Raw genomic sequence first — 24,886 nt, 5'->3', positions numbered from 1 at the left:
AGGAAAACGAAGGGAACGTGACAATGTCGAAACAAGGAGCGAACCATGCAGGTCAGCAGAAGGCAGTTCTTTAAGATCTGCGCTGGCGGTATGGCAGGCACCACGGCAGCGGCACTGGGCTTTGCACCCGGCGTAGCGCTAGCGGAAACACGGCAGTATAAATTGCTGCGCACCCGCGAAACCCGTAACACCTGCACTTACTGTTCCGTTGGCTGTGGACTGTTAATGTACAGTCTCGGTGACGGAGCAAAAAACGCCAAAGCATCCATCTTCCATATCGAAGGGGACCCGGATCACCCGGTGAACCGTGGCGCACTGTGCCCGAAAGGGGCAGGACTTGTGGACTTCATCCACTCTGAAAGCCGCCTGAAATTCCCGGAATACCGCGCACCTGGCTCTGATAAGTGGCAACAGATTAGCTGGGATGAGGCATTTGACCGCATCGCTAAGCTGATGAAAGAAGATCGCGACGCTAACTACGTTGCACAAAACGCCGAAGGCGTAACCGTTAACCGCTGGCTTTCCACCGGGATGCTGTGTGCTTCCGCTTCCAGTAACGAAACCGGCTATTTAACACAAAAATTCTCCCGCGCGCTTGGTATGCTCGCGGTCGACAACCAGGCACGCGTCTGACACGGACCAACGGTAGCAAGTCTTGCTCCAACATTTGGTCGCGGTGCGATGACCAACCACTGGGTCGACATTAAAAACGCCAACCTCGTTGTGGTGATGGGCGGTAACGCCGCTGAAGCTCACCCGGTCGGGTTCCGCTGGGCGATGGAAGCCAAAATTCACAACGGCGCGAAGCTGATTGTTATCGATCCGCGCTTTACGCGAACCGCGGCGGTGGCTGATTTCTATGCTCCGATTCGTTCCGGTACTGACATTGCTTTCCTGTCAGGCGTTTTGCTGTACCTGCTGAACAACGAAAAATTCAACCGCGAATACACTGAAGCCTATACCAACGCCAGCCTGATCGTGCGTGAGGATTACGGTTTCGAAGATGGCCTGTTTACCGGCTACGACGCGGACAAACGCAAGTATGACAAAACCAGTTGGAACTACGAACTGGATGAAAAAGGCTTCGCCAAACGCGATGTCACCCTGCAACACCCGCGCTGCGTATGGAACCTGCTGAAACAGCACGTCTCCCGCTACACGCCGGACGTCGTAGAAAATATCTGCGGTACGCCAAAGGCCGACTTCCTGAAGGTCTGTGAGTACATCGCAGAAACAAGCCGCCCAGATAAAACCGCGTCGTTCCTGTACGCACTGGGCTGGACGCAACACTCCGTTGGTGCGCAGAACATCCGTACCATGGCGATGATCCAGTTGCTGCTGGGCAATATGGGGATGGCAGGCGGCGGCGTTAACGCTCTGCGCGGACACTCTAACATTCAGGGTCTGACCGACTTAGGTCTGCTGTCACAAAGCCTGCCGGGCTACATGACGCTGCCAAGCGAGAAGCAAACTGACCTGCAAACTTACCTTGCCGCCAACACGCCAAAACCGTTGCTGGAAGGCCAGGTGAACTACTGGGGCAACTACCCGAAATTCTTCGTTTCGATGATGAAAGCCTTCTTTGGCGATAAAGCGACAGCGGAAAACAGCTGGGGCTTCGACTGGCTGCCGAAGTGGGATAAAGGGTACGACGTCCTGCAGTACTTCGAGATGATGAACCAGGGCAAAGTGAATGGCTATATCTGCCAGGGCTTTAACCCGGTCGCATCATTCCCGAATAAAAACAAGGTTGTGGCTTCACTGTCCAAACTGAAGTTCCTGGTCACCATCGACCCGCTCAACACAGAGACCTCCACCTTCTGGCAGAACCACGGTGAGTCGAACGATGTTGACCCGTCGAAAATCCAGACTGAAGTATTCCGTCTGCCGTCCACCTGCTTCGCCGAAGAGAACGGTTCTATCGTCAACTCCGGTCGCTGGCTGCAGTGGCACTGGAAAGGTGCGGATGCCCCGGGGATTGCCGTTACCGATGGTGAAATCCTCGCCGGTATCTTCCTGCGTCTGCGCAAGATGTATGCCGAGCAGGGTGGCGCGAACCCGGAACAGGTACTGAGCATGACCTGGAACTACTCCACCCCACACGAACCGGCTTCGGAAGAAGTGGCGATGGAGAGCAACGGAAAAGCCCTGGCCGACATTATCGACCCGGCCACCGGTGCCGTTATCGTCAAGAAAGGCCAACAGCTTAGCTCGTTCGCCCAACTGCGTGACGACGGTACCACCTCCAGCGGCTGCTGGATTTTTGCCGGTAGCTGGACGCCGGAAGGCAACCAAATGGCACGTCGCGATAACGCCGATCCGTCAGGCCTTGGCAATACGCTGGGCTGGGCATGGGCGTGGCCGCTCAACCGCCGCATTCTGTATAACCGCGCCTCCGCTGACCCGCAGGGGAATCCGTGGGATCCAAAACGTCAGATCCTGAAATGGGACGGGGCGAAATGGAGCGGGATGGATATTCCAGACTACAGTGCCGCCGCGCCGGGCAGCAACGTTGGGCCGTTCATCATGCAGCCGGAAGGGATGGGACGCCTGTTTGCTATCGATAAGATGGCAGAAGGTCCGTTCCCGGAACACTACGAGCCGTTTGAAACGCCGCTGGGGACTAACCCGCTGCACCCGAACGTTATCTCTAACCCTGCCGCACGTATCTTTAAAGGTGACGCGGAAGCACTGGGTAAAGCGGATAAGTTCCCGTACGTCGGTACGACCTACCGTCTGACCGAGCACTTCCACTACTGGACTAAGCATGCGCTGCTTAACGCTATCGCCCAGCCGGAGCAGTTTGTGGAAATTGGCGAGAAGCTGGCGAATAAGCTCGGTATCTCTCATGGCGATACCGTCAAAGTCTCCTCTAACCGTGGCTACATTAAAGCCAAAGCGGTGGTGACTAAACGTATTCGCACGTTGAAGGCCAACGGTCAGGATATCGACACTATCGGAATCCCGATTCACTGGGGCTACGAAGGTGTGGCGAAAAAAGGCTTTATCGCTAACACGTTAACGCCATTCGTCGGTGATGCAAACACGCAGACGCCGGAATTTAAGTCCTTCCTCGTGAACGTGGAAAAGGTGTAACGGAGACGACCTATGGCTTATCAATCGCAAGACATCATTCGTCGTTCCGCCACTAACGGTTTCACCCCCGCGCCTCAGGCGCGGGACCATCAGGAAGAGGTGGCGAAGCTTATCGACGTCACCACCTGTATCGGCTGTAAAGCGTGTCAGGTGGCGTGTTCAGAATGGAACGACATCCGTGATGAAGTGGGCAACAACGTTGGGGTGTACGACAACCCGGCTGATTTGACCGCTAAATCCTGGACGGTAATGCGCTTCTCGGAAGTGGAACAAAACGACAAACTGGAGTGGCTAATCCGCAAGGATGGCTGTATGCACTGCGCCGATCCGGGCTGCCTGAAGGCGTGTCCGGCCGAAGGAGCAATCATTCAGTATGCCAACGGTATCGTCGACTTCCAGTCCGAGCAGTGCATCGGCTGTGGCTACTGTATCGCGGGCTGCCCGTTCGACGTGCCGCGCCTCAACCCGGAAGACAACCGCGTTTACAAATGTACGCTGTGCGTTGACCGTGTAGTGGTCGGACAAGAACCAGCCTGCGTGAAAACGTGTCCAACCGGCGCTATTCATTTCGGCACTAAAGAGTCGATGAAAACGCTGGCCGGTGAGCGCGTGGCGGAGCTGAAAACGCGTGGTTACGAAAACGCGGGTCTGTACGATCCGGCAGGCGTTGGCGGTACGCACGTGATGTACGTATTGCACCATGCGGACAAGCCGAATCTGTACCACGGTCTGCCGGAGAACCCGGAAATCAGCGCCACCGTGAAGTTCTGGAAAGGCATCTGGAAACCTCTCGCAGCCGTCGGCTTTGCAGCGACATTTGCGGCCAGTATCTTCCACTACGTCGGCGTAGGCCCGAACCGTGCGGAAGAGGAAGAAGACAATCTGCATGAAGAAAAAGACGAGGTGCGCAAATGAAACGACGTGACACCATCGTGCGCTACACGGCGCCGGAACGCATCAACCACTGGATCACCGCCTTCTGCTTCATTCTGGCGGCAGTGAGCGGGATGGGTTTTCTCTTCCCGTCGTTTAACTGGCTGATGCACATCATGGGCACGCCGCAACTGGCGCGAATTGTGCACCCGTTTGTCGGCGTGATCATGTTTGCCTCGTTTATCATCATGTTTTTCCGTTACTGGCACTACAATCTAATCAATCGGGATGATATCTTTTGGGCGAAGAATATTCGTAAGATTGTCGTCAACGAGGAAGTAGGTGACACTGGACGTTATAACTTCGGCCAGAAATGCGTATTCTGGGCGGCGATTATCTTCCTGGTCCTGTTGCTGGTGAGCGGAGTGGTCATCTGGCGTCCGTATTTTGCGCCTGCTTTCTCAATCCCGGTGATCCGATTCGCGTTAATGCTGCATTCATTTGCCGCAGTAGCGTTAATTGTGGTTATCATGGTGCACATTTACGCCGCCCTTTGGGTGAAAGGCACCATTACCGCGATGGTGGAAGGATGGGTTACCAGCTCATGGGCGAAGAAACATCACCCGCGCTGGTACCGTGAAGTCCGCCAGAAACAGGAAAAGTCATCTGAATGAGTATTCGCATAATCCCGCAAGATGAGCTGGAGAAGAGCGAGAAACGCACGGCGGATATGATTCCGCCGTTATTATTCCCCAGACTCAAAAATTTGTATAACCGCCGCGCTGAACGTCTGCGCGAGCTGGCCGAGAACAACCCACTGGGTGATTACCTGCGTTTTGCCGCGCTGATCGCTCACGCGCAGGAAGTGGTGTTGTACGACCATCCGCTGCAGATGGATCTGACCGCTCGCATCAAAGAAGCGAACGATCAGGGCAAACCGCCACTGGATATCCACGTTCTGCCACGCGACAAGCACTGGCAAAAACTGCTGCAATCGCTAATTGCTGAGCTGAAGCCGGAAATGAGCGGCCCTGCGCTGGCCGTGATCGAGAATCTGGAAAAAGCCTCGGAGCAGGAGCTGGAACTGATGGCCAGCGCGCTGTTTGCCTCCGATTTCGCCTCCGTCAGCAGCGACAAAGCACCGTTCATTTGGGCTGCCCTGTCGCTCTACTGGGCGCAGATGGCGAGCCTGATTCCCGGCAAAGCCCGTGCGGAATACGGCGAACAGCGTCAGTACTGCCCGGTGTGTGGTTCAATGCCGGTCTCCAGCATGGTGCAAATCGGTACCACTCAGGGGCTGCGCTATTTGCACTGCAACCTGTGCGAAACCGAGTGGCACGTGGTGCGCGTGAAGTGCAGCAACTGCGAGCAGAGCCGTGATTTGAACTACTGGTCGTTAGATAACGAACAGGCGGCCATTAAAGCTGAAAGCTGCGGCGATTGCGGGACTTACCTGAAGATTCTCTATCAGGAAAAAGACCCGAAAGTCGAGGCCGTAGCCGACGATCTCGCTTCACTGATGCTGGACGCACACATGGAGCAAGAGGGCTTTGCCCGCAGCTCCATCAACCCGTTCCTGTTCCCGGGTGAAGGGGAGTAAGTTCTTCGCACTACCGGGCGGCGCAGGTCGCCCGGGTTATAACGTATACGGTGTGACCACGCCGGATATGCCTGCAAAATCCCTGGTATTACGCGTAACCAGTGTAAGACGATGAATCTGCGCAGTGGCCAAAATGATGGCATCCGGCAATTTCATCCCATATTCCTGCCTGATACTCACGCTTCGTTCAGCAATATCCTGTGAAACACCGATCACATTAAAAGCGCCTAGCGCAACGCGTGTGCGAGATTCCTGATGATATTTTTTTGCGCCCACCATCAACTCCATCCATGTAATGAGGCTGATTGCGTTCTGCGGCGGCCATGTTTCTATCGCTAGTTTTGCTTCACTTCGCCCGCTAAACAGGTCGATGAGGATGTTGGTATCAAAAAGCGCAGATCCTGTGACCATTACCATTCCTCACGGAGTTTACGCTGATAATCAACGCCATCTTCCTCACAACCTTGCCATAGCCCAAGAGCACGTGAAATTGTCGTTTCAGCTTGATCCTGCCTCTCAAGATACTGTTCAACAGCCTCCCGCAAAAGCTCGGCCCGCGGCAGATTACGCTGCACCTTGAGATCATCAAGACGTTTGATCACTTCGTCTGATAAATCGAGTAAAATTCTGCCCATATCCATCCCAGCCATCATACTCACATATACCTCCAGTATATCATTGGCGATTAATTTCCACACAACATACACCCGAGAAAAGCGAGAAAATAGCCTTCACGCGAACGATTTTTACTTTTGCGAGCCGCTTTCCAGAATCGTACACCCCGCCACTTTTCCCATTCTCATTCGTGGTTATCCAGGTTATAAAACTGTATATCCATACAGATAAGGAAAATAATAAATGGCACTGGAAAGCGGGATTGCACAGCTGGTTGAGGCATTTATCGCGGCGGGACGCCCTTCTTCGCGCGAGCAAAATATTGATGACCGGAGAGCATGCTACATTGCCAGCACGGTACTGGCAGGAGAAACTGAAACCCGCGTACAGGTTGAAGATATTGAACTCGATGCAATGACATTTCGTGTTGTTTCGCCGCGGGACGCCACGGGAAATCTCCCCTGCGTTATCTATTATCACGGTGGCTGCTTTGTCAGTGGCGGATTCGCGACGCATGATAACCAGCTAAGGCAGCTCGCCTGGTACAGCGGCTGTCGAGTCATTGCGGTGCATTATCGCCTCGCACCAGAGCATACTTTCCCGGCTGCACATAACGACGCTGAAACGGGAGCCAATATTATCTGGAAGTATGCCCAGAAACTGGGTGTCGACCGCGGCAGGATTACGCTTGCTGGCGACAGTGCGGGCGGGCATCTGGCGCTGGTCACTGCACTTCGCCTAAAAGCTGCCAATCAATGGCAACCTGCGCAGCTAATGCTGATTTACCCAATGCTGGACGCAACCGCCAGGTTTGAGAGCTACGACCGAAATGGGCAGGATTACATTATCACACGTGACACGTTGCTTTCGGGCTACGAGATGTATTTGCCGCAAACCGACCTGCGGCATCCCGAAGCCAGCCCTGTCTGGCGTGAAGACTTCAACGGTCTGCCGCCCACGCACATCATTACAGCCGAATTCGACCCACTGCGCGATGAGGGTGAGGCCCTGTATCAACGGTTCCAGGAACAGGGCGTGGAGTGTACCTGCCAACGCTATCTTGGCGTTATCCACGGATTTTTCCAGTTGGCAGGAGTGAGCCAGGCGGCACGAAATGTTATGCGAGATGTGGCCTGGCGCGTCGTTAATCCTATAGCAGGAAGACATGCTTGATTAATCTTTTGTTTTCATCTTGAAAACTTAATTGCCTTGCGTTATTTTGTTTTCAGGTTGAAAACCTTGTAATGGAACTACACCATGCATGTTATCAGCCGAAAACCTTTCAACGAGGCAATACTCCGTTTTCCAAACCACATGGCAGCACTCGTTGATTTGCTGAATATTTTAGAGAAAAAAATGTTCCACACTCCTGAAGAGATGAAGCAGTACATACCTTCACTGGATAATTTTAAATACAGAAATAAATGGTGGGTGATTAATGTTTCAGGTAACTGCTTGAGACTTATTGCCTATATTGATTTCAAACTGCAAAAGGTATTTGTGAAGCATATCGTTCACCATGCCGAGTATGACAGACTAACCACATACTATCGGGGTCACAAAGAATGAGAACGCATGAAAGCCATCAGATAGACACAGCCAGTGTAAAATTGATGATCGATACCTTTACCGATGCAGTGAAAAAAATCCCCCTGTTAGGCAAAGAACAAAATGAGACAGAGTACCGAAAAGCACTCGCTTTGGTGGAGTTTCTGGTTGATCGTGACGACCTGGAAAACCCGTTGTTTGAGCTGCTTTCAGCTCGGATCCGCGACTACGAAAAACATGCGCCTGAGTTCAGTGCCCTCAACCAACAACTGGAACATACTCCTCATGGCGTTACGTTACTGCGTACGCTCATGGATCAATATGGTCTCAAAGCAGCAGATCTTGCCAACGAACTTGGTTCAAAATCCAATGTCAGCAACATCTTGAATGGTCGCAGAGCACTGACTGTAAGTCATATTAAAATGCTCGCAGAACGCTTTAACCTTCCGGCAGACGCATTCATCGAGTAAAGAGGATCCCCTCTGACCTACTCTTCCTCATTCCCGCCCTCTTCATATGCGCCAAACGGTTTCGCGGGTAGCACAATGTAGGTACCTTCAAACACGACGCCCGGCGTGTCATCGCCAAACACCCCGACCTGCATCTGAACGCGCGCCTTACGGCCTCTTGCCAGACGGTCCAGGTCACCGCTCAGCGAGCCCAGATCGGCAATAGCGGTAGGTTTCCCGGTAATTGGCCTGCTATATCGGATATGCGCGTCGGCGAGGATTATCGTCCCCCCCAGATGACGCTCGCGCAGCATCAGCCAGATAAGCCCCCAGCCCGTTAACGTCGCCAGTGAAAACAGGCTTCCGGCAAACAGCGTATGGTGCGGGTTCTGATTGCCTGTCTCTGGCATCGTCGTAATAAATTTCTGCCCGGTGTACTGCTGAATGCGCACGCCCATTTTCTCACTCAATGGAATATGTTCGTACCAGGCTTGCTGTAGCTGTCCGCACCAGTCCCCGCGATGGAGAATGTCGTCCAGCGTTGCGATGGGTTTAATCATCAAAAAATGGCGCACCGGCGTGGTTTGCGGCGTGGTAATTTCGCCCTGACTCACAAACCCCAGTTTGGCGAAAAATTCAACCGCATCTTCACGGGCGCTACAGGTTACGCGTTTTACCCCTTCCTGACGCGCCACAGACTCCAGGGTCATCGCCATCAGCGTGCCCAACCCTTTCTCCTGCACAGAGGGGTCAACGGCCATAAAACGTATGGAGGCTTCGTTATCCGCATTGATATACAAACGCCCAACCGCGACCAGATTTCCCTCTTCGTCCACCACCATCTGGTGATGCGCCATCGCGTCCCAGGCATCCCGTTCGGAGCCTTTGGGCTGGTGCAACGGTTTACGCAACATCTCCCAGCGAAACTGGTAGTAACGGTCCAACTCTTCTTCTGTTTGCGGTACTCGAAGGTGATACATAGTCGTATTCTCTCTTGTTGCCCGCGGCCACACCGGTAGCTGGTTCATACTTGTAACCAGAACGTCACGGGGCCATCATTAACCAGTGAAACCTGCATATCCGCAGCGAATCGACCGGTTTGCGTATTCATTTCCTGTTGGCGGCAACGCTCAACAAAGTATTCATACAGCGCTTCTGCCCGCTCGGGCGAAGCGCCTTTCGAAAACCCCGGGCGCATACCACGTTCGGTATCTGCCGCCAGCGTGAACTGTGAAACCACCAGCACACTGCCACCTGATTGCTGCACGTTGAGGTTCATTTTTCCTTCGGCATCGCTAAAGATTCGATAGCCGAGTACGCGCTCGCACAGACGGTTCGCTTTCTGTTCGTCATCATCCCTTTCGACACCTAACAAGACCAAAAGTCCTGGGCCAATTTCACCCGTCACCTCGCCCTCCACGGTGACGCTGGCACGGGTTACGCGCTGAATTAATGCAATCATGGTTGATCTGCTTCTTCTTGTTCTGCGGCTTGTTTAAGTTTGCGGTATTCCCCGAGAGTGACAGTTATTTCTGCACCAAGCAAGACGATACACCACGTCCAGTATACCCAGACAAATAAAATGGGGATCACCGCCAGGACACCGTAAATGAGCTGATACGACGGGAACATCGTGATGTAGAGTGCAAATCCTTTCTTTCCGGCCTCGAACAACACGGCGGCCACAAAGGCGCCAATAACAGCATCACGATTGGGCACACGCGTAGTTGGCACAATGCTGTAAAGCAGCCAGAACGAGAGCCAGGAAAGCACCAGAGGGAAAATACGCAAGACGTCATCAATCACCGAGTTGAGATCGCTGGCCCAGCGCAATGACAACAAATAAGAGCTGATCGCCAGACTGGCCCCCGCCAGCAGCGGCCCCAGCGTTAAAATCATCCAGTAAACGGCGAAAGAGTAAACTTTGGGACGAGTGCGCTTACTGCGCCAGATAGTATTCAGAGCGTTATCAATGGCATACATCAGCAATAACGCCGTGACAATCAGCCCACATGCCCCAACGGCCGTCATTTTGTTCGAGTTGGCGACAAACTGTTCGATATAACGCTGGATGACGTCTCCCGTCGCCGGGATAAAGTTTGCAAAAATAAAATGACGTAGCTGGGCACTGACGTCGGAAAACATCGGAAATGCGGCGAAAAGAGCAAACACAACGGCAATAAGCGGCACTAATGAGAGCAGTGAAACGTAGGCAAGATTCCCTGCCAGCGTCGTCATGTTGTCCTCATCAATCCGCTGCCATAGTAGCTTCAGCCAGGCCCGTACAGGACGCGTATGGTGCCTGGCTTGTTGCTGAACATTTTTTAACATAACAACTTCGCGAAATAGTCAGGAATGGTCGTTTTATCGACGACCTGGATACTGGTAATCCCTAACCGGTTAGCTCCTTCAATATTATCGGCGTTGTCGTCAAAAAAGACCGCATCTTCCGCAGAAAAACCTTCAGACTGCAGGACATGCTGGTAAATCCGCGCTTCCGGTTTTCGCATGCCCAGATCCTGGGAAAGATAAATATGGTCAGCAGCCTGACGAATTTCAGGATATTCATCCGGCCAAAATGTTGTGTGCAGACGGTTAGTATTCGACAAGACGACCACCCGATGCCCCTGCTCACGCAGCTTATGCATGATGTCGATGACTTCAGGGCGCAATGCCACAAAAACGGCCTGCCAGCCGTGAGAGAACTGCTCGTAACTTAGCGGCAGCGCCATGTCATGACATAGCGCCTCGGCAAAGGCTTCATCCGTTATTTCACCTCGCTCGTGCTGGTGAAAAGCCTCCCCCATGGTGAAACTTTGCTTCAGCGAGGCCAGCGGTACACGGCTCAGATCGCTCCATGTGCCCAACACGCGGTTGAAGTCGATATCGACAATCACATTACCTAAATCAAAGATATAGAGCATGCCCTTCTCCTTATTCGCCGTGGATGAATAACTGTAGCGGGAAAGGAGAAGTTTGACTATGTGAGAGTGATGGCTTCGAACTTATCGAGCCATCATCTGAGGAATTACACGGCCAAAGCATCATCTTGTGAAGGACTCACCTGCACAATTTCAACCTGTTGTGACTGGAGTAAATTATGCAATGCGGGACCCGGGTATTCATCGGTAAACAGCGCGGTCACCTGAGAGACGTTACCAATTTCTACCGCGGCAGAAGCCGTATATTTCGTATGATCCGCTGCCAGCAGAATGTGTCTTGAGTGCGACATCATCGTTTTCACTACGCTGGCTTCATTGACATCAAACTCCAGCAGCGCGCCATCACTTTCGATCGCGCCAACGCTGGTTACCAGGTAGTCGGCCCTAAAATCAGCGACAAATGCCGAGGCAGAAGGACCAATGATGCCACTGTTGTGCGGGCGTAACGTTCCCCCCGGCACCATGACTTCAAAACGTGGATTGTTATAAAGAATGTGCGCCACGCGCAGACTGTTGGTGATAATGCGCAAATGATTATGGTTTAACAGCGAGCGGGCCACCTGCTCAACGGTGGTGCCAATGGTAATAAACACCGTTGACCCATCGGGAATGTAGTCCGCCACCGCTTCCGCGATGGCTTTTTTCTCCTCCGTCCAGGAGACTTCACGCTGCTCAAACGCCGTATTCACCACGCTGGAGGCTCTACCCGCGCCACCATGATGACGCGTAATTAATCCCTGCTCGCTGAGTTTACGAATATCACGACGCACGGTCTGCGTGGACACGTCCAGCAGGCTGGCCAGCTCGTCGATATTCATATAACCGCGCTCGCTAATCAGCATAAGCAGTTGATCGTGTCGCGGGTTACCGGTCAGTTCGGTAAGACTCATGAAATTTCCTCGAAAAACCATTGCCCTGGCATTTTATACAAAAAGTGACAGAAAAGATCGGGTTTGATCACAGTCAGGGATTCCGGCCCTTCCTCCCGGACGCGTACATTTTAGCGCAGCAACCCCGCTGGCGAACCTGACGGCCTCTTCCGGGAGGTCGCCACCGGCCAGGCTAAACGCGAGCGCACCATGGAAAACATCCCCCGCCCCCGTAGTGTCAACAACGTCGACTTTAAATCCAGATTGATGCTGCAACGTATTATTTTTTATCCAGTCGCAGCCTGCACTGCCCCGCGTTACATACACGTGACCATTTGTGAGCGTTTGTGCTTGTTTCAGTCCGGCTTCAGGATCGTTTATCCCGGTTAAACGCGCCAGACCGGGTTCAGAAAACGCAGCATGATCGCTTAACGCCACCAGCTCGCGGATATCTTGTGGCGTTACGTCACCATCCAGTACCGTCATCACTCCCGCCCGACGTGCCAATGTGAACGCCTGCCTGGCCCCTTCGTGCCAGCGAACATCCGCCAACACCACATCCCACTGGGTAAAATCGATCTCATTGAGCCAGTCAGCATCATGCAGTAAATCCGGGCTGGGATAGTTAACGATAATCCGTTCCCCTTGCGCATCAACCATAATTGCCGATTGTGAAGACTTCGCCCCCGCGTAGCGCCGGGAATAGCGGGTATTTACCCCCAGGGACTCCAGCTCCGCCAGCAAGCTATTTCCGGTGTCGTCATCGCCCACACGGCCAATAAAGTCCACCTTAGCGCCCAGCTTCGCTGCAGCCACTGCGGCCGTTGCAGCAGGCCCGCCGCCCACTTCCGTATAACGCTTCGCCACATACTTACCTCCTTCAGTCGGTAAACCTTCCACGTAATAGATGCGATCCATCACGGCAATACCTACACAAGCAATACGAATCATGGTCGTTCCTTAGGCGTTTCAAGATGGGATCATTTTAATTTCACAAAATGTTTAAAAAGTGACGGCTGTCAATTTTTTGACCATAAATTACAAATACGATCAAAAACAGACAGAAACAAACGACCTTAAATGACAAAAAATGACATCCACGTCTCAGGAGAACGTTATGGCAGTTATAGCATTTATCGGATTAGGTCAGATGGGTTCACCCATGGCGAGCAACTTGCTGAAGCAGGGTCATCAACTCAGCGTCTTTGACGTTAACCCGGATGCCGTTCAGCGCCTGGTGGAAAAAGGAGCACAGCCTGCCAGTAGCCCGGCTCAGGCAGCAAAAGGTGCAGAATTTGTCATCACCATGCTGCCAAACGGCGATCTGGTGCGCAGCGTATTGTTCGGCGAGCAGGGTATTTGCGAAAGCCTCTCACAGCAGGCGTTAGTAATTGATATGTCGACTATTCACCCACTGCAAACCGATAAACTCATCGCCGATATGCGTGCCAAAGGCTTCGATATGATGGATTGCCCGGTTGGACGCACCTCCGATCACGCCATAGCGGGAACGCTGTTGCTGCTGGCAGGTGGAACGGCAGAGCAGGTAGAACGCGCCACACCGTTTCTGATGGCGATGGGTAATGAATTGATCAATGCAGGTGGTCCCGGCATGGGGATCCGCGTGAAGCTCATCAACAACTACATGAGTATCGCGCTAAACGCCCTCTCTGCCGAAGCCGCCGTGTTGTGCGAGGCACTTGGTCTCTCCTTCGATGTGGCTTTGCAAGTCATGAGCGGCACCCCCGCCGGAAAAGGCCACTTTACTACCTCCTGGCCGAACAAAGTGCTGAAAGGCGATCTTTCCCCGGCTTTCATGATCGATTTAGCTCACAAGGATCTTGGCATCGCCCTGGACGTTGCCAACCAATTGCACGTGCCGATGCCGCTCGGCGCCGCTTCCCGCGAAGTCTATAACCAGGCACGCGCCGCTGGCCGTGGCCGGGAAGACTGGACCGCAATACTCGAGCAGGTTCGGGCATCTGCCGGACTGAATTCCCAACTTTGATAAGTAAAAGGACTGAACAATGACCAAGTACACCCTGAAAGATATCACCCGAGCTTCCGGCGGGTTTGCCATGCTGGCGGTCGATCAGCGCGAAGCCATGCGCTTAATGTTTGCCGCCGCGGGTGCAAAATCCCCGGTCAATGACAGCGTGCTGACCGATTTCAAAGTCAATGCGGCGAAGATCCTTTCCCCCTATGCCTCCGCCATTCTGGTCGATCAGCAGTTCTGCTACCGCCAGGTTGTAGAGCAAAACGCGGTCGCCAAAAACTGCGCCATGATTGTGGCCGCTGATGAGTTCATTCCGGGTAACGGTATTCCGGTCGATAGCGTGGTGATTGATAAAAAAATCGACCCGCAGACCGTGAAGCAAGATGGTGCCAAGGCCCTCAAACTGCTGGTGCTGTGGCGTAGCGATGAAGATGCCCAACAACGTCTTGATATGGTGGGAGAATTCAATGAACTGTGCCATTCCAATGGCCTGCTGAGCATCATCGAGCCGGTTGTTCGCCCACCACGTCGTGGCGATAAGTTCGATCGTGAACAGGCCATTATCGATGCCGCGAAAGAACTGGGTGATAGCGGTGCCGATCTCTACAAGGTCGAAATGCCTCTGTACGGCAAAGGAACCCAACAAGAGCTGCTTAGCGCCTCTCAGCGCCTGAATGAAAACATCAACATGCCGTGGGTCATTCTCTCCTCCGGTGTGGATGAAAAACTGTTCCCACGCGCGGTCAGCGTAGCAATGACCGCTGGCGCATCCGGCTTCCTGGCCGGACGTGCGGTCTGGTCATCCGTGGTTGGCCTGCCGGATACCGAACTGATGCTGCGTGATGTTTCCGCACCTAAGTTGCAGCGTCTGGGCGATATCGTCGATGAAATGATGGCCCGGCGCTAAGAGGATCTCAGAATGAAATGGTTTAACACCCTAAGCCACAACCGCTGGCTGGAGCAGGAAACAGATCGCATCTTTAACTTTGGTAAGAACGCTGCGGTACCTACCGGATTTGGCTGGCTGGGAAACAGTGGTCAGGTCAGAGCAGATATGGGGACACATCTGTGGATCACCGCCCGCATGCTGCACGTCTACTCCGTTGCCGCGTCGATGGGTCGGCCTGGCGCATACCAACTCGTCGATCACGGCATTAAAGCGCTGAACGGTGCGCTACGCGACACACGCTTCGGCGGTTGGTACGCCTGCGTAAATGACGAAGGCGTGATGGACGCCTCCAAGCAGGGTTATCAGCATTTCTTCGTCTTGCTCGGCGCGGCAAGCGCGGTCACTACCGGTCATCCACAGGCCAGACAATTGCTGGATGACGCCATCGAGGTGATTGAAAAGTACTTCTGGAGCGAAGACGAGCAGATGTGCCTGGAGTCCTGGGACGAAGCCTTCAGCCAGACGGAAGATTACCGTGGCGGTAACGCCAACATGCACGCGGTCGAGGCTTTCCTGATCGTTTATGACGTTACCCATGACCGTAAATGGCTCGATCGCGCACTGCGAATTGCTTCGGTGATTATTCACGACGTGGCCCGCAGCGGGGAGTATCGCGTCAACGAGCACTTCGATTCACAGTGGAACCCAATCCGCGATTACAACAAGGATAACCCTGCTCACCGTTTCCGCGCATACGGCGGCACGCCGGGCCACTGGATCGAATGGGGCCGTCTGATGCTGCATCTGCATGCCGCGTTGGAAGCCCGCCTCGAAACGCCTCCCGCCTGGCTGCTGGAAGATGCCAAAGGCTTGTTCCACGCCACCATCCGTGATGCCTGGGCACCGGACGGTGCGGATGGTTTTGTCTATTCGGTGGACTGGGACGGTAAACCAATCGTTCGCGAAAGAGTGCGTTGGCCGATAGTCGAAGCCATGGGTACCGCCTATGCCTTGTATACCCTCACCGGCGACAGCCAGTACGAAGCCTGGTACCAGAAGTGGTGGGATTACTGCATCACCTATCTGATGGACTACGAGACCGGTTCATGGTGGCAGGAGTTGGACACCGATAACAAAGTGACCACCAAAGTCTGGGACGGTAAGCAGGACATTTATCACCTGCTGCACTGCCTGGTAATCCCGCGTCTACCGCTGGCTCCGGGCCTTGCTCCGGCGGTTGCTGCCGGTCTTCTGGATATCAACGCCAAATAAGTCACAAGGATAGCAGCCATGCATAGTGGTGGAAAAACCATTCATCTTCAGGCCGGACACTACGAGGCGAAAATCGTCACGGTTGGCGCTGGGCTGGCAGAATTGATGCATCGTGGGCGTCACATCGTTATTCCACATAAGCCGGAAGAGATGCCGCAGGCGCATTTAGGAAAAGTGTTAGTCCCATGGCCAAACCGCGTTGCAGACGGCAGCTATCAACATAACGGCAAGACCTTCCAGCTTGCCGTTAACGACCCTATTTCGCATACCGCCATTCACGGGCTGTTGGCCTGGCGGGACTGGCAGATTAACCAGCAGTCGGCATCGGAAGTGTCGCTGATGATTTTTCTGCCGCCCTCTTATGGTTATCCCTTTTCATTACTGGTTGAAACAACATATCGCCTTGATGCAATAAGCGGTCTGCACATTTTTATTACTGCGCTGAATATTGGTGATGAATCAGCGCCTTATGGTTCTGGCGCTCATCCCTATTTGACCTGTGGTCTTGAGAAGATAGATAGCTGTACGCTCACTCTTCCGACAGATGAGGTCTTTGACATTGATACCCTGGGAACGCATCGCGTTGAGAATACCGCGCTGAATTTCACCACGCCGCGCCCTGTCGCTGCAACGCAGATCGATCACACCTTTAAAACCCCTGTGTCCGGGCGTGAATGGGAAGTCAGCATGTTCAGTGCAACGAAAAATATGACGACGTACTTACGTTGCGACCAGCCGTGGCTACAGATTTACAGCGGCGAGAAATTACACCGTCTGGGGCTTGCCGTAGAACCCATGACCTGCCCGCCAGATGCCTTTAATTCAGGCATCAGTCTTATCTCTCTGGCACCCGGCGAGATGCATCGGATGCATTTTTTAATCGGTGCCGAATAACCTTATCCCAAAACAAAAATTACCGAATTACCCTATTTTTACGGAGACGATAATGAATTCGCTACAACAACGGTCAACCGCTTTAGAACTAACGACGTTACAGAATGGCTTTACGCTGACATACCACCAGCGCCTGATTTTACGTCACAGCACAGAAACCCCCTGCCTGTGGATCGGCGCTGGCGTTGCCGATATTGATATGTTCCGCGGCAACTTCAGCATTAAAGACAAACTCAATGAGAAGATTGCCCTGACCGACGCCACGGTCAGCGAGTCGCCTGACGGCTGGCAGGTGCATTTCAGTCGCGGTAACACCATCAACGCCACGCTGCACATCTCCACCGATGAACAGGGTCGCCTGAAGCTGGATCTGCACAACGACGACCTCAGCCATAACCGCATCTGGCTGCGTCTGGCTGCCAACCCGGACGATCATATTTACGGCTGCGGTGAACAGTTCTCTTATTTCGACTTACGCGGTAAACCGTTCCCACTGTGGACCAGCGAACAGGGCGTGGGCCGTAACAAAAATAGCTATGTCACCTGGCAGGCAGACTGCAAAGAAAATGCCGGTGGTGACTACTACTGGACCTTTTTCCCGCAGCCGACCTTCGTCAGCACGCAGAAGTACTACTGCCACGTTGATAACAGCTGCTATATGAATTTCGACTTCAGCGTGCCGGAGTATCACGAACTGGCATTGTGGGAGGACAAAACCACCCTACGATTTGAATGCGCTGACACCTACATCTCTTTACTGGAAAAACTGACCGCGCTGTTAGGACGCCAGCCGGAGCTGCCGGACTGGATCTACGATGGCGTCACGCTCGGTATTCAAGGCGGTACTGAGGTTTGCCAGAACAAACTGGACACCATGCGTAACGCAGGCGTGAAAGTAAACGGCATCTGGGCGCAGGACTGGTCCGGGATCCGCATGACCTCCTTTGGCAAACGCGTGATGTGGAACTGGAAGTGGAACAGCGACAACTATCCTCAGTTGGATAGCCGTATTAAGCAGTGGAAAGAAGAAGGCGTGCAATTCCTCTCCTACATCAACCCGTACGTCGCCAGCGATAAAGATCTCTGCGCTGAAGCGGCTGCGCACGGTTATCTGGCGAAAGATGCCTCTGGCGCTGACTATCTGGTTGAGTTTGGCGAGTTTTACGGCGGCGTGGTGGACCTGACCAACCCTGAAGCCTACGCCTGGTTCAAAGAAGTCATCAAAAAGAACATGATTGAGCTGGGATGCGGCGGTTGGATGGCCGACTTTGGCGAATACCTGCCAACCGACACTTACCTGCACAATGGTATTAGCGCTGAAATTATGCATAACGCCTGGCCTGCGCTGTGGGCGAAATGTAACTACGAAGCGTTACAGGAGACTGGCAAGCTCGGCGAGATCCTGTTCTTTATGCGTGCGGGTTACACCGGCAGCCAGAAATACTCCACCATGATGTGGGCAGGCGATCAGAACGTTGACTGGAGCCTTGACGACGGTCTAGCTTCCGTCGTTCCTGCAGCGCTGTCACTGGCGATGAGCGGCCACGGTCTGCACCACAGCGATATCGGCGGCTACACCACCCTATTTGAAATGAAACGCAGCAAAGAGCTGCTGCTGCGCTGGTGTGACTTTAGCGCCTTCACGCCGATGATGCGCACCCACGAAGGTAACCGCCCTGGCGATAACTGGCAGTTTGATGGTGATGCTGAAACCATCGCCCACTTTGCTCGTATGACCACCGTCTTTACCACCCTTAAACCGTATCTGAAACAGGCGGTCGCGCAAAACAGCGCCACCGGTCTGCCGGTGATGCGTCCGCTATTCCTACATTACGAAGACGATGCGCGGACCTACACCCTGAAATATCAGTACCTGCTGGGACAGGATGTGCTGGTTGCGCCGGTTCACGAACAAGGCCAGCAAAACTGGACTCTGTATCTGCCGGAGGATAGCTGGGTCAACATCTGGACCGGGGAAACTTACCAGGGCGGTGAAATTACCGTGGATGCGCCTATTGGCAAGCCTCCAGTGTTTTATCGCGCGAAGAGTGAATGGGCGTCACTGTTTGCCACTTTACGCAACATCTAATGCGGCTCGCCCGCGGGGAAACTCGCGGGCACATGGAGAATAATAATGAGTCAAACTTCCTCTAATCCGGCAACCCTACGCTTGCCGTTCAAAGAAAAACTCGCCTATGGGATGGGTGATTTAGGCTCCAATATCCTGCTGGATATTGGTACGCTCTATTTACTCAAGTTTTATACCGATGTCCTTGGTTTACCAGGAACTTATGGCGGTATCATTTTCCTCATCGCCAAGTTTTTTACCGCGTTTACCGATATGGGCACCGGGATTATGCTTGATTCCCGCCGCAAAATCGGCCCGAAGGGAAAATTCCGTCCGTTCGTTCTTTATGCCGCATTTCCGGTTACCTTGCTGGCGATTGCAAACTTTGTCGGTACACCGTTTGAAGTAACCGGTAAAACGGTCATGGCAACGGTGCTGTTTATGCTGTACGGATTGTTTTTCAGCATGATGAACTGCTCTTATGGTGCGATGGTTCCCGCGATTACGAAAAATCCTGACGAACGCGCGTCGCTTGCCGCCTGGCGGCAAGGTGGCGCAACCCTTGGTCTGTTGCTGTGTACCGTCGGTTTTGTTCCCGTAATGAACCTGATCGAAGGCAACTCGCAGCTGGGTTATATCTTCGCCGCCACGTTGTTTTCTCTGTTTGGCCTGCTGTTTATGTGGCTCTGCTATGCCGGGGTAAAAGAACGTTACGTGGAAGTGAAACCCGTTGATGCCGCGCAAAAACCGGGATTGCTGCAATCCTTTCGCGCCATCGCCGGTAACCGCCCGCTGTTTATTCTGTGCATTGCCAACCTTTGCACGCTTGGCGCGTTTAACGTCAAGCTGGCAATACAGGTCTACTACACCCAGTACGTTCTTAATGACCCGATCCTCCTTTCCTGGATGGGCTTTTTTAGCATGGGCTGTATCTTCATCGGCGTCTTCCTGATGCCTGGCATGGTCAGACGTTTCGGCAAGAAAAAAGTCTACATCGGCGGTTTGCTGATTTGGGTGGCGGGCGATCTGCTTAACTACTTCTTTGGCGGCGGCTCCGTCAGCTTTGTCGCGTTCTCTTGTCTGGCGTTCTTCGGCTCAGCATTCGTCAACAGCCTGAACTGGGCGCTGGTATCGGACACGGTGGAGTACGGCGAGTGGCGCACCGGTGTGCGATCGGAAGGGACTGTCTACACCGGATTCACCTTCTTCCGTAAAGTGTCACAAGCGCTGGCAGGATTCTTCCCGGGATGGATGCTGACGCAAATCGGCTACGTCCCCAATGTGGTGCAATCTGCAAGTACGGTCGAAGGATTGCGTCAGTTGATCTTTATTTATCCCTGCGCCTTGGCGGTGATCACCATTGTAGCTATGGGCTGTTTCTACAACCTTAACGAGAAGATGTATGTCCGCATCGTTGAAGAGATAGAAGCGCGTAAACAACCCGTTTGATAATAATAATGAATAGCGCTCTACGGGGCGCTATTGAGGAGCGATTATGTCTTTTCATGATCCGCTAACGCTAAAACTGAGCCTGCGTGAAAAATTCTCCTACGGAGTGGGTGACTTCGGCTCAAATTTGATGCTGTGTATCGGTACGCTGTATCTGCTTAAATTTTATACCGATGAACTAGGGATGCCGGCGTATTACGGTGGGATTATCTTTTTGGTGGCGAAGTTCTTCACCGCTTTCACTGATATGTTGACCGGTGTGTTGCTGGACTCAAGGCGTAATATTGGCGCAAAAGGGAAATTCAGGCCCTTTATTTTGTATGCATCATTTCCTGTTGCTGTCGTTGCCAGCGCGCAGTTTTTAGCGACAGATTTTACGCTAACGGTGAAAACCGGGCTGGCGACAGTGTTGTTTATGCTGTTCGGGCTGTTCTATAGCCTGATGAACTGCTCTTACGGCGCGATGGTGCCCGCGATCACGAAAAACCCGCATGAACGAGCTCAGCTCGCCGCCTGGCGTCAGGGTGGAGCTACCGTAGGCCTGTTACTGTGTACTGTTGGCTTTATGCCTATTCAGGCGCTATTTGTTAGTTCACCTTCGCTGGGTTATCTGATTGCCGCACTGATCTTCTCCGTTTGCGGACTGTTCAGCATGTGGTGGTGTTTTAGCGGTGTGAAGGAACGCTATATCGAGATCGTGCCGGATCACCATAAGCCCAGCATTCTCAAGTCGTTCTGCGCCATTTTCCGTAACCCTCCACTGCTGGTGCTGTGTGTCGCCAATCTGTGCACGTTGGCGGCATTCAACATCAAGCTGGCGATCCAGGTGTATTACACCCAGTACGTGCTCAACGATATTCATCTGCTGTCGTGGATGGGTTTCTTCAGCATGGGATGCATTCTGGTTGGGGTACTGCTGGTTCCCACAGCTGTAAAACGCTTCGGTAAAAAGCAGGTTTACCTCGGTGGCCTGGCGCTATGGGCTATCGGTGATGTGCTGAACTTTTTCTGGGGCAGTACGTCATTTTTATTCGTCACGTTCTCTTGCATGGCCTTCTTCGGAACCGCTTTTGTTAACAGTCTAAACTGGGCACTGGTTCCGGATACGGTCGATTATGGCGAATGGAAAACGGGGATCCGTGCGGAAGGTTCGGTGTATACGGGTTATACCTTTTCTCGCAAAATTTCTGCTGCGCTCGCAGGCTTCCTGCCGGGCATCATGCTGACGCAAATCGGTTATATCCCCAATATAGTCCAGAGCGATGCCACACTGCTCGGTTTGCGTCAGCTTATTTTCCTCTGGCCTTGCGGACTTGCAATTATTGCAGCACTCACGATGGGCTTCTTTTATAAGCTCAACGAAACTCGTTTTGCTTTTATTATTGAGGAAATCAGCCAACGGAAGAAAAACAACATCCAACCGGACCCTATTACTAATAAAAAGAACACCTCTGCTGTAAACGTATAAAAATAATTGCCGCCTATTCCATCCCAATGGATGGCGGCCTCCCTACGCGTAAAAAATGGATTTATCATGAAAAAATTAACGACAATAATTCTCTTAACCTCTGTAGTATCAACCTCTGCTTTCGCTGGAGTCTATGTAGAAAACCGCGAAGCATATAACCTGGCATCCGATCAAATGGAGGTCATGCTGCGCGTTGGCTATAACTCCGATATGGGCGCAGGTATCATGCTCACGAATACCTACACTATGCAACGCAAGGATGAGTTAAAACACGGCTATAACGAAATAGAGGGTTGGTATCCGTTATTTAAACCAACAGATAAATTAACAATCCAGCCTGGAGGGTTAATAAACGATAAGAGTATTGGCTCAGGCGGTGCTTTTTATCTGGATGTTAACTATAAATTTACTCCGTGGTTTAATCTTACCGTGCGTAATCGATATAACCATAATAACTACAGTTCAACCGACCTAAACGGTGAGCTGGATAATAATGATACCTATGAAATAGGCAACTACTGGAACTTTACCATTACCGATAAATTTTCCTATACCTTTGAACCGCACTATTTTATGCGAGTCAATGACTTCAATAGCAGCAATGGAAAAGATCATCACTGGGAAATTACCAATACCTTTAAGTATCGTATCAATGAACACTGGTTACCCTACCTTGAATTACGCTGGTTAGATCGCAATGTTGAACCCTATCATCGCGAACAAAACCAGATTCGTGTTGGGGCAAAGTATTTCTTCTAATTCTCCTGATGATAAAAAAAGCCGCTGAAATCAGCGGCTTTTTTATGCTTACCTGAGAAAGAGCGTTAATTACTCTTCTTTCGCGCCACGCATTGCACGGCGACGATCGTTTTCAGTCAGGTGACGCTTACGGATACGGATAGAGGTTGGGGTAACTTCTACCAGTTCGTCGTCATCGATGAATTCCAGAGCCTGCTCCAGAGTCATCTTAACCGGCGGAACCAGAACCGTTGCTTCGTCAGTACCGGACGCACGCATGTTGGTCAGTTTCTTACCGGTCAGGCAGTTTACAGTCAGGTCGTTAGAGCGGCTGTGAATACCGATGATCTGGCCTTCGTAAACTTCAGCACCGTGCCCCAGGAACAGCTTACCGCGGTCCTGCAGGCTGAACAGTGCGAACGCAACTGCTTTACCCTGGCCATTGGAGATCAGTACGCCGTTCTGACGCTGACCCACATCACCCGCACGAACATCGTCGTAGTGGCTGAAGGTGGAGTACAGCAGACCGGTACCGGAAGTCATGGTCATGAATTCTGAACGGAAGCCGATCAGACCACGGCTTGGGATCACGTAGTCAAGACGTACGCGGCCTTTGCCATCTGGATTCATGTTTTTCAGGTCGCCTTTACGCTCACCCAGAGCCTGCATGACAGAACCCTGATGTTGCTCTTCGACGTCCAGCGTTACGTTTTCGAACGGCTCTTGTTTACGGCCGTCGATTTCGCGGAAGATTACTTTCGGACGGGAAACCGCCATTTCGAAACCTTCACGACGCATGTTCTCGATCAGAACAGACAGGTGCAGCTCACCACGACCGGATACACGGAACGCATCCGCATCTTCGGTTTCTTCGACGCGCAGCGCAACGTTGTGCACCAGCTCTTTGTTCAGGCGGTCAAGGATCTGACGAGAGGTAACATATTTACCTTCTTTACCACAGAACGGGGAGGTGTTTACGCAGAAGAACATGGTTACGGTCGGTTCATCAACGGACAGAGCCGGCAGCGCTTCGACGTTCTGCGGGTCGCAGATGGTGTCGGAGATGTTCAGTTCGCCCAAACCGGTGATCGCGATGATATCGCCCGCTTCGGCAATATCACTCTCGATACGTTCCAGACCCAGATGGGTCAGAACTTTACCGACTTTACCGTTACGGGTTTTGCCTTCGCTATCAATGATAGTGATCTGCTGGTTCGGTTTAACTTTACCGCGTTTGATACGGCCGATGCCGATTACGCCAACGTAGTTGTTGTAGTCCAGCTGAGAGATTTGCATCTGCAGCGGGCCATCAAGGTCTACGCTTGGAGCCGGAACACGATCAACGATGGTCTGATACAGCGGAGTCATGTCTTCAGCCATATCTTCGTGATCCAGACCTGCGATACCGTTCAGCGCGGAAGCATAAACGATCGGGAAGTCCAGCTGCTCGTCGGTAGCGTCGAGGTTAACGAACAGGTCAAATACCTGATCAACAACCCAGTCAGGACGCGCGCCAGGGCGGTCAACTTTGTTGATAACAACAATTGGCTTCAGGCCATGGGCAAAGGCTTTTTTGGTCACGAAGCGCGTCTGCGGCATCGGACCATCCATTGCATCCACCACCAGCAGCACGGAGTCGACCATGGACATTACACGTTCAACTTCACCACCGAAGTCGGCGTGCCCTGGGGTATCAACGATGTTGATACGGTAGTCATTCCATTTGATAGCGGTGTTTTTAGCGAGGATGGTAATCCCACGCTCTTTCTCCAAATCGTTGGAGTCCATCACGCGCTCTTGGGTTTCAGCACGTGCATCGAACGTACCGGATTGTTGGAGCAGCTTGTCTACCAGGGTCGTTTTACCATGGTCTACGTGCGCGATGATGGCGATGTTACGCAAATTTTCGATCACAACTTTGCCTCAGGCATTTTAGAAATAGCGCGTTATTGTACACGGATTAATCGCAGTACAAAACAGGATCACAAACATCCTCCGCAAACAAGTATTGCAGAGTTTCTTTGTGATCACATTCACGGAGCGTTAAAAGGGGGTAATCTGACATGCTTTGCACCAATATGGTGCTTAATGTTCACATTAAAGCACTATAATGGTGCAAT

Annotated in this window: 24 protein-coding genes; 15 read left to right on the top strand and 9 right to left on the bottom strand. The window is 52.5% G+C overall.

What is annotated here, in order from left to right; translation table 11 throughout:
* The first annotated feature begins 45 nt into the window (after positions 1-45).
* Genes fdnG through fdhE form a run of 4 tightly spaced genes read left to right on the top strand, consistent with a single transcriptional unit; the run spans position 46 to position 5,569 of the window.
* Complete coding sequence (gene fdnG, locus OGW44_RS00280; RefSeq protein WP_088583081.1) at positions 46-3,096, top strand: formate dehydrogenase-N subunit alpha; 3,051 nt, start codon at positions 46-48, stop codon at positions 3,094-3,096.
* Positions 3,097-3,108: 12 nt separating this feature from the next.
* A complete protein-coding gene (gene fdoH, locus OGW44_RS00275; RefSeq protein WP_003028691.1) occupies positions 3,109-4,011 on the top strand; it encodes a formate dehydrogenase O subunit beta in 903 nt (300 codons plus the stop codon).
* Positions 4,008-4,643 carry a formate dehydrogenase cytochrome b556 subunit gene (gene fdoI / locus OGW44_RS00270; RefSeq protein WP_185655067.1) on the top strand — a complete coding sequence of 212 codons (636 nt, stop codon included), beginning with the start codon at positions 4,008-4,010 and terminating at the stop codon, positions 4,641-4,643. Before fdoH ends, fdoI begins: the two co-directional genes overlap by 4 nt.
* Entirely contained in the window at positions 4,640-5,569 is a 930-nt protein-coding gene (gene fdhE / locus OGW44_RS00265; RefSeq protein ID WP_003028685.1) for a formate dehydrogenase accessory protein FdhE, read from the top strand. Before fdoI ends, fdhE begins: the two co-directional genes overlap by 4 nt.
* A gap of 36 nt (positions 5,570-5,605) precedes the next feature.
* Here the strand turns inward: fdhE and OGW44_RS00260 are convergent, their stop codons facing one another.
* Positions 5,606-5,980, bottom strand: coding sequence for a type II toxin-antitoxin system VapC family toxin (locus tag OGW44_RS00260; RefSeq protein ID WP_016155182.1), 375 nt, complete (start codon positions 5,978-5,980; stop codon positions 5,606-5,608).
* On the bottom strand, positions 5,980-6,222 hold the full coding sequence (locus OGW44_RS00255; RefSeq protein ID WP_016155181.1) for a ribbon-helix-helix domain-containing protein: 243 nt from the start codon (positions 6,220-6,222) through the stop codon (positions 5,980-5,982). The genes OGW44_RS00260 and OGW44_RS00255 overlap by 1 nt, the downstream gene beginning before the upstream one ends.
* A gap of 205 nt (positions 6,223-6,427) precedes the next feature.
* Between OGW44_RS00255 and OGW44_RS00250 the strand changes: the two genes are divergently transcribed.
* The 3 genes from OGW44_RS00250 to OGW44_RS00240 all read left to right on the top strand — a co-directional run bounded on the left by OGW44_RS00250 (position 6,428) and on the right by OGW44_RS00240 (position 8,202).
* A complete protein-coding gene (locus tag OGW44_RS00250) occupies positions 6,428-7,357 on the top strand; it encodes an alpha/beta hydrolase (protein WP_185655066.1) in 930 nt (309 codons plus the stop codon).
* Positions 7,358-7,441: 84 nt separating this feature from the next.
* Positions 7,442-7,753: a type II toxin-antitoxin system HigB family toxin gene (locus tag OGW44_RS00245; RefSeq protein WP_019077936.1), complete on the top strand. Its 312-nt coding sequence runs from the start codon at positions 7,442-7,444 to the stop codon at positions 7,751-7,753.
* Complete coding sequence (locus OGW44_RS00240; RefSeq protein ID WP_104651900.1) at positions 7,750-8,202, top strand: helix-turn-helix domain-containing protein; 453 nt, start codon at positions 7,750-7,752, stop codon at positions 8,200-8,202. The genes OGW44_RS00245 and OGW44_RS00240 overlap by 4 nt, the downstream gene beginning before the upstream one ends.
* Before the next feature lie 17 nt (positions 8,203-8,219).
* On the opposite strand, the gene fabY is transcribed toward OGW44_RS00240, so the two are convergent.
* The 6 genes from fabY to OGW44_RS00210 all read right to left on the bottom strand — a co-directional run bounded on the left by fabY (position 8,220) and on the right by OGW44_RS00210 (position 12,943).
* A complete protein-coding gene (fabY, locus tag OGW44_RS00235) occupies positions 8,220-9,161 on the bottom strand; it encodes a fatty acid biosynthesis protein FabY (protein ID WP_185655065.1) in 942 nt (313 codons plus the stop codon).
* Between the two features lie 44 nt (positions 9,162-9,205).
* Positions 9,206-9,643, bottom strand: coding sequence for a D-aminoacyl-tRNA deacylase (gene dtd, locus OGW44_RS00230; RefSeq protein ID WP_016157874.1), 438 nt, complete (start codon positions 9,641-9,643; stop codon positions 9,206-9,208).
* A complete protein-coding gene (locus OGW44_RS00225; protein WP_019077938.1) occupies positions 9,640-10,512 on the bottom strand; it encodes a virulence factor BrkB family protein in 873 nt (290 codons plus the stop codon). Before OGW44_RS00225 ends, dtd begins: the two co-directional genes overlap by 4 nt.
* Positions 10,506-11,105 carry a glucose-1-phosphatase gene (gene yihX, locus OGW44_RS00220; protein ID WP_016155174.1) on the bottom strand — a complete coding sequence of 200 codons (600 nt, stop codon included), beginning with the start codon at positions 11,103-11,105 and terminating at the stop codon, positions 10,506-10,508. The genes OGW44_RS00225 and yihX overlap by 7 nt, the downstream gene beginning before the upstream one ends.
* A 104-nt stretch (positions 11,106-11,209) precedes the next feature.
* On the bottom strand, positions 11,210-12,013 hold the full coding sequence (locus OGW44_RS00215; protein WP_016155173.1) for a DeoR/GlpR family DNA-binding transcription regulator: 804 nt from the start codon (positions 12,011-12,013) through the stop codon (positions 11,210-11,212).
* Between the two features lie 33 nt (positions 12,014-12,046).
* Positions 12,047-12,943, bottom strand: coding sequence for a sugar kinase (locus tag OGW44_RS00210; RefSeq protein WP_019077939.1), 897 nt, complete (start codon positions 12,941-12,943; stop codon positions 12,047-12,049).
* Between the two features lie 166 nt (positions 12,944-13,109).
* Between OGW44_RS00210 and yihU the strand changes: the two genes are divergently transcribed.
* The 8 genes from yihU (at position 13,110) to ompL (ending at position 22,787) form a co-directional block, all read left to right on the top strand.
* Positions 13,110-14,000 (top strand): sulfolactaldehyde 3-reductase, encoded by an 891-nt coding sequence (yihU, locus tag OGW44_RS00205; RefSeq protein WP_019077940.1) that lies wholly within the window; start codon positions 13,110-13,112, stop codon positions 13,998-14,000.
* Positions 14,001-14,019: 19 nt separating this feature from the next.
* Positions 14,020-14,895: a sulfofructosephosphate aldolase gene (yihT, locus tag OGW44_RS00200; protein WP_016155170.1), complete on the top strand. Its 876-nt coding sequence runs from the start codon at positions 14,020-14,022 to the stop codon at positions 14,893-14,895.
* Between the two features lie 12 nt (positions 14,896-14,907).
* Positions 14,908-16,149: a sulfoquinovose isomerase gene (gene yihS / locus OGW44_RS00195; protein ID WP_185655064.1), complete on the top strand. Its 1,242-nt coding sequence runs from the start codon at positions 14,908-14,910 to the stop codon at positions 16,147-16,149.
* An 18-nt stretch (positions 16,150-16,167) separates the two neighbouring features.
* The gene (locus OGW44_RS00190; protein WP_153647198.1) at positions 16,168-17,043 is read left to right on the top strand and encodes an aldose-1-epimerase; all 876 of its coding nucleotides are present in this window, start codon (positions 16,168-16,170) and stop codon (positions 17,041-17,043) included.
* 52 nt (positions 17,044-17,095) lie between these two features.
* Positions 17,096-19,132 (top strand): alpha-glucosidase, encoded by a 2,037-nt coding sequence (locus OGW44_RS00185; protein ID WP_153647197.1) that lies wholly within the window; start codon positions 17,096-17,098, stop codon positions 19,130-19,132.
* 45 nt (positions 19,133-19,177) lie between these two features.
* Positions 19,178-20,560 carry an MFS transporter gene (locus tag OGW44_RS00180; RefSeq protein ID WP_016155166.1) on the top strand — a complete coding sequence of 461 codons (1,383 nt, stop codon included), beginning with the start codon at positions 19,178-19,180 and terminating at the stop codon, positions 20,558-20,560.
* A gap of 46 nt (positions 20,561-20,606) precedes the next feature.
* Positions 20,607-22,028 carry an MFS transporter gene (locus OGW44_RS00175; protein ID WP_046275264.1) on the top strand — a complete coding sequence of 474 codons (1,422 nt, stop codon included), beginning with the start codon at positions 20,607-20,609 and terminating at the stop codon, positions 22,026-22,028.
* Positions 22,029-22,094: 66 nt separating this feature from the next.
* Entirely contained in the window at positions 22,095-22,787 is a 693-nt protein-coding gene (gene ompL, locus OGW44_RS00170) for a porin OmpL (protein WP_153647196.1), read from the top strand.
* A 69-nt stretch (positions 22,788-22,856) separates the two neighbouring features.
* Here ompL and typA read toward each other — a convergent pair whose 3' ends face one another.
* Positions 22,857-24,680 (bottom strand): ribosome-dependent GTPase TypA, encoded by a 1,824-nt coding sequence (gene typA / locus OGW44_RS00165; protein ID WP_008786988.1) that lies wholly within the window; start codon positions 24,678-24,680, stop codon positions 22,857-22,859.
* Positions 24,681-24,886: the final 206 nt, after the last annotated feature.

It is taken from the genome of Citrobacter sp. Cb023 (assembly GCF_030336805.1).
In the GTDB taxonomy this organism is placed as follows: domain Bacteria; phylum Pseudomonadota; class Gammaproteobacteria; order Enterobacterales; family Enterobacteriaceae; genus Citrobacter; species Citrobacter braakii.
The sequence above is the reverse complement of the archived record's forward strand: the minus strand, read 5'-3'. Positions and strand labels throughout refer to the sequence as shown.

Excerpts from the sequence above, each read along its gene's own strand:
- fdoI (WP_185655067.1), top strand. The coding sequence starts at position 4,008 with ATGAAACGACGTGACACCATCGTGCGCTACACGGCGCCGGAACGCATC.
- OGW44_RS00260 (WP_016155182.1), bottom strand. The coding sequence starts at position 5,980 with ATGGTCACAGGATCTGCGCTTTTTGATACCAACATCCTCATCGACCTG.
- OGW44_RS00245 (WP_019077936.1), top strand. The coding sequence starts at position 7,442 with ATGCATGTTATCAGCCGAAAACCTTTCAACGAGGCAATACTCCGTTTT.
- yihU (WP_019077940.1), top strand. The coding sequence starts at position 13,110 with ATGGCAGTTATAGCATTTATCGGATTAGGTCAGATGGGTTCACCCATG.
- ompL (WP_153647196.1), top strand. The coding sequence starts at position 22,095 with ATGAAAAAATTAACGACAATAATTCTCTTAACCTCTGTAGTATCAACC.
- yihS (WP_185655064.1), top strand. The coding sequence starts at position 14,908 with ATGAAATGGTTTAACACCCTAAGCCACAACCGCTGGCTGGAGCAGGAA.
- yihT (WP_016155170.1), top strand. The coding sequence starts at position 14,020 with ATGACCAAGTACACCCTGAAAGATATCACCCGAGCTTCCGGCGGGTTT.
- OGW44_RS00215 (WP_016155173.1), bottom strand. The coding sequence starts at position 12,013 with ATGAGTCTTACCGAACTGACCGGTAACCCGCGACACGATCAACTGCTT.
- OGW44_RS00255 (WP_016155181.1), bottom strand. The coding sequence starts at position 6,222 with ATGATGGCTGGGATGGATATGGGCAGAATTTTACTCGATTTATCAGAC.
- OGW44_RS00240 (WP_104651900.1), top strand. The coding sequence starts at position 7,750 with ATGAGAACGCATGAAAGCCATCAGATAGACACAGCCAGTGTAAAATTG.
- OGW44_RS00225 (WP_019077938.1), bottom strand. The coding sequence starts at position 10,512 with ATGTTAAAAAATGTTCAGCAACAAGCCAGGCACCATACGCGTCCTGTA.
- fabY (WP_185655065.1), bottom strand. The coding sequence starts at position 9,161 with ATGTATCACCTTCGAGTACCGCAAACAGAAGAAGAGTTGGACCGTTAC.
- OGW44_RS00185 (WP_153647197.1), top strand. The coding sequence starts at position 17,096 with ATGAATTCGCTACAACAACGGTCAACCGCTTTAGAACTAACGACGTTA.
- OGW44_RS00190 (WP_153647198.1), top strand. The coding sequence starts at position 16,168 with ATGCATAGTGGTGGAAAAACCATTCATCTTCAGGCCGGACACTACGAG.
- OGW44_RS00250 (WP_185655066.1), top strand. The coding sequence starts at position 6,428 with ATGGCACTGGAAAGCGGGATTGCACAGCTGGTTGAGGCATTTATCGCG.
- fdoH (WP_003028691.1), top strand. The coding sequence starts at position 3,109 with ATGGCTTATCAATCGCAAGACATCATTCGTCGTTCCGCCACTAACGGT.
- fdhE (WP_003028685.1), top strand. The coding sequence starts at position 4,640 with ATGAGTATTCGCATAATCCCGCAAGATGAGCTGGAGAAGAGCGAGAAA.
- dtd (WP_016157874.1), bottom strand. The coding sequence starts at position 9,643 with ATGATTGCATTAATTCAGCGCGTAACCCGTGCCAGCGTCACCGTGGAG.
- OGW44_RS00175 (WP_046275264.1), top strand. The coding sequence starts at position 20,607 with ATGTCTTTTCATGATCCGCTAACGCTAAAACTGAGCCTGCGTGAAAAA.
- OGW44_RS00180 (WP_016155166.1), top strand. The coding sequence starts at position 19,178 with ATGAGTCAAACTTCCTCTAATCCGGCAACCCTACGCTTGCCGTTCAAA.
- yihX (WP_016155174.1), bottom strand. The coding sequence starts at position 11,105 with ATGCTCTATATCTTTGATTTAGGTAATGTGATTGTCGATATCGACTTC.
- OGW44_RS00210 (WP_019077939.1), bottom strand. The coding sequence starts at position 12,943 with ATGATTCGTATTGCTTGTGTAGGTATTGCCGTGATGGATCGCATCTAT.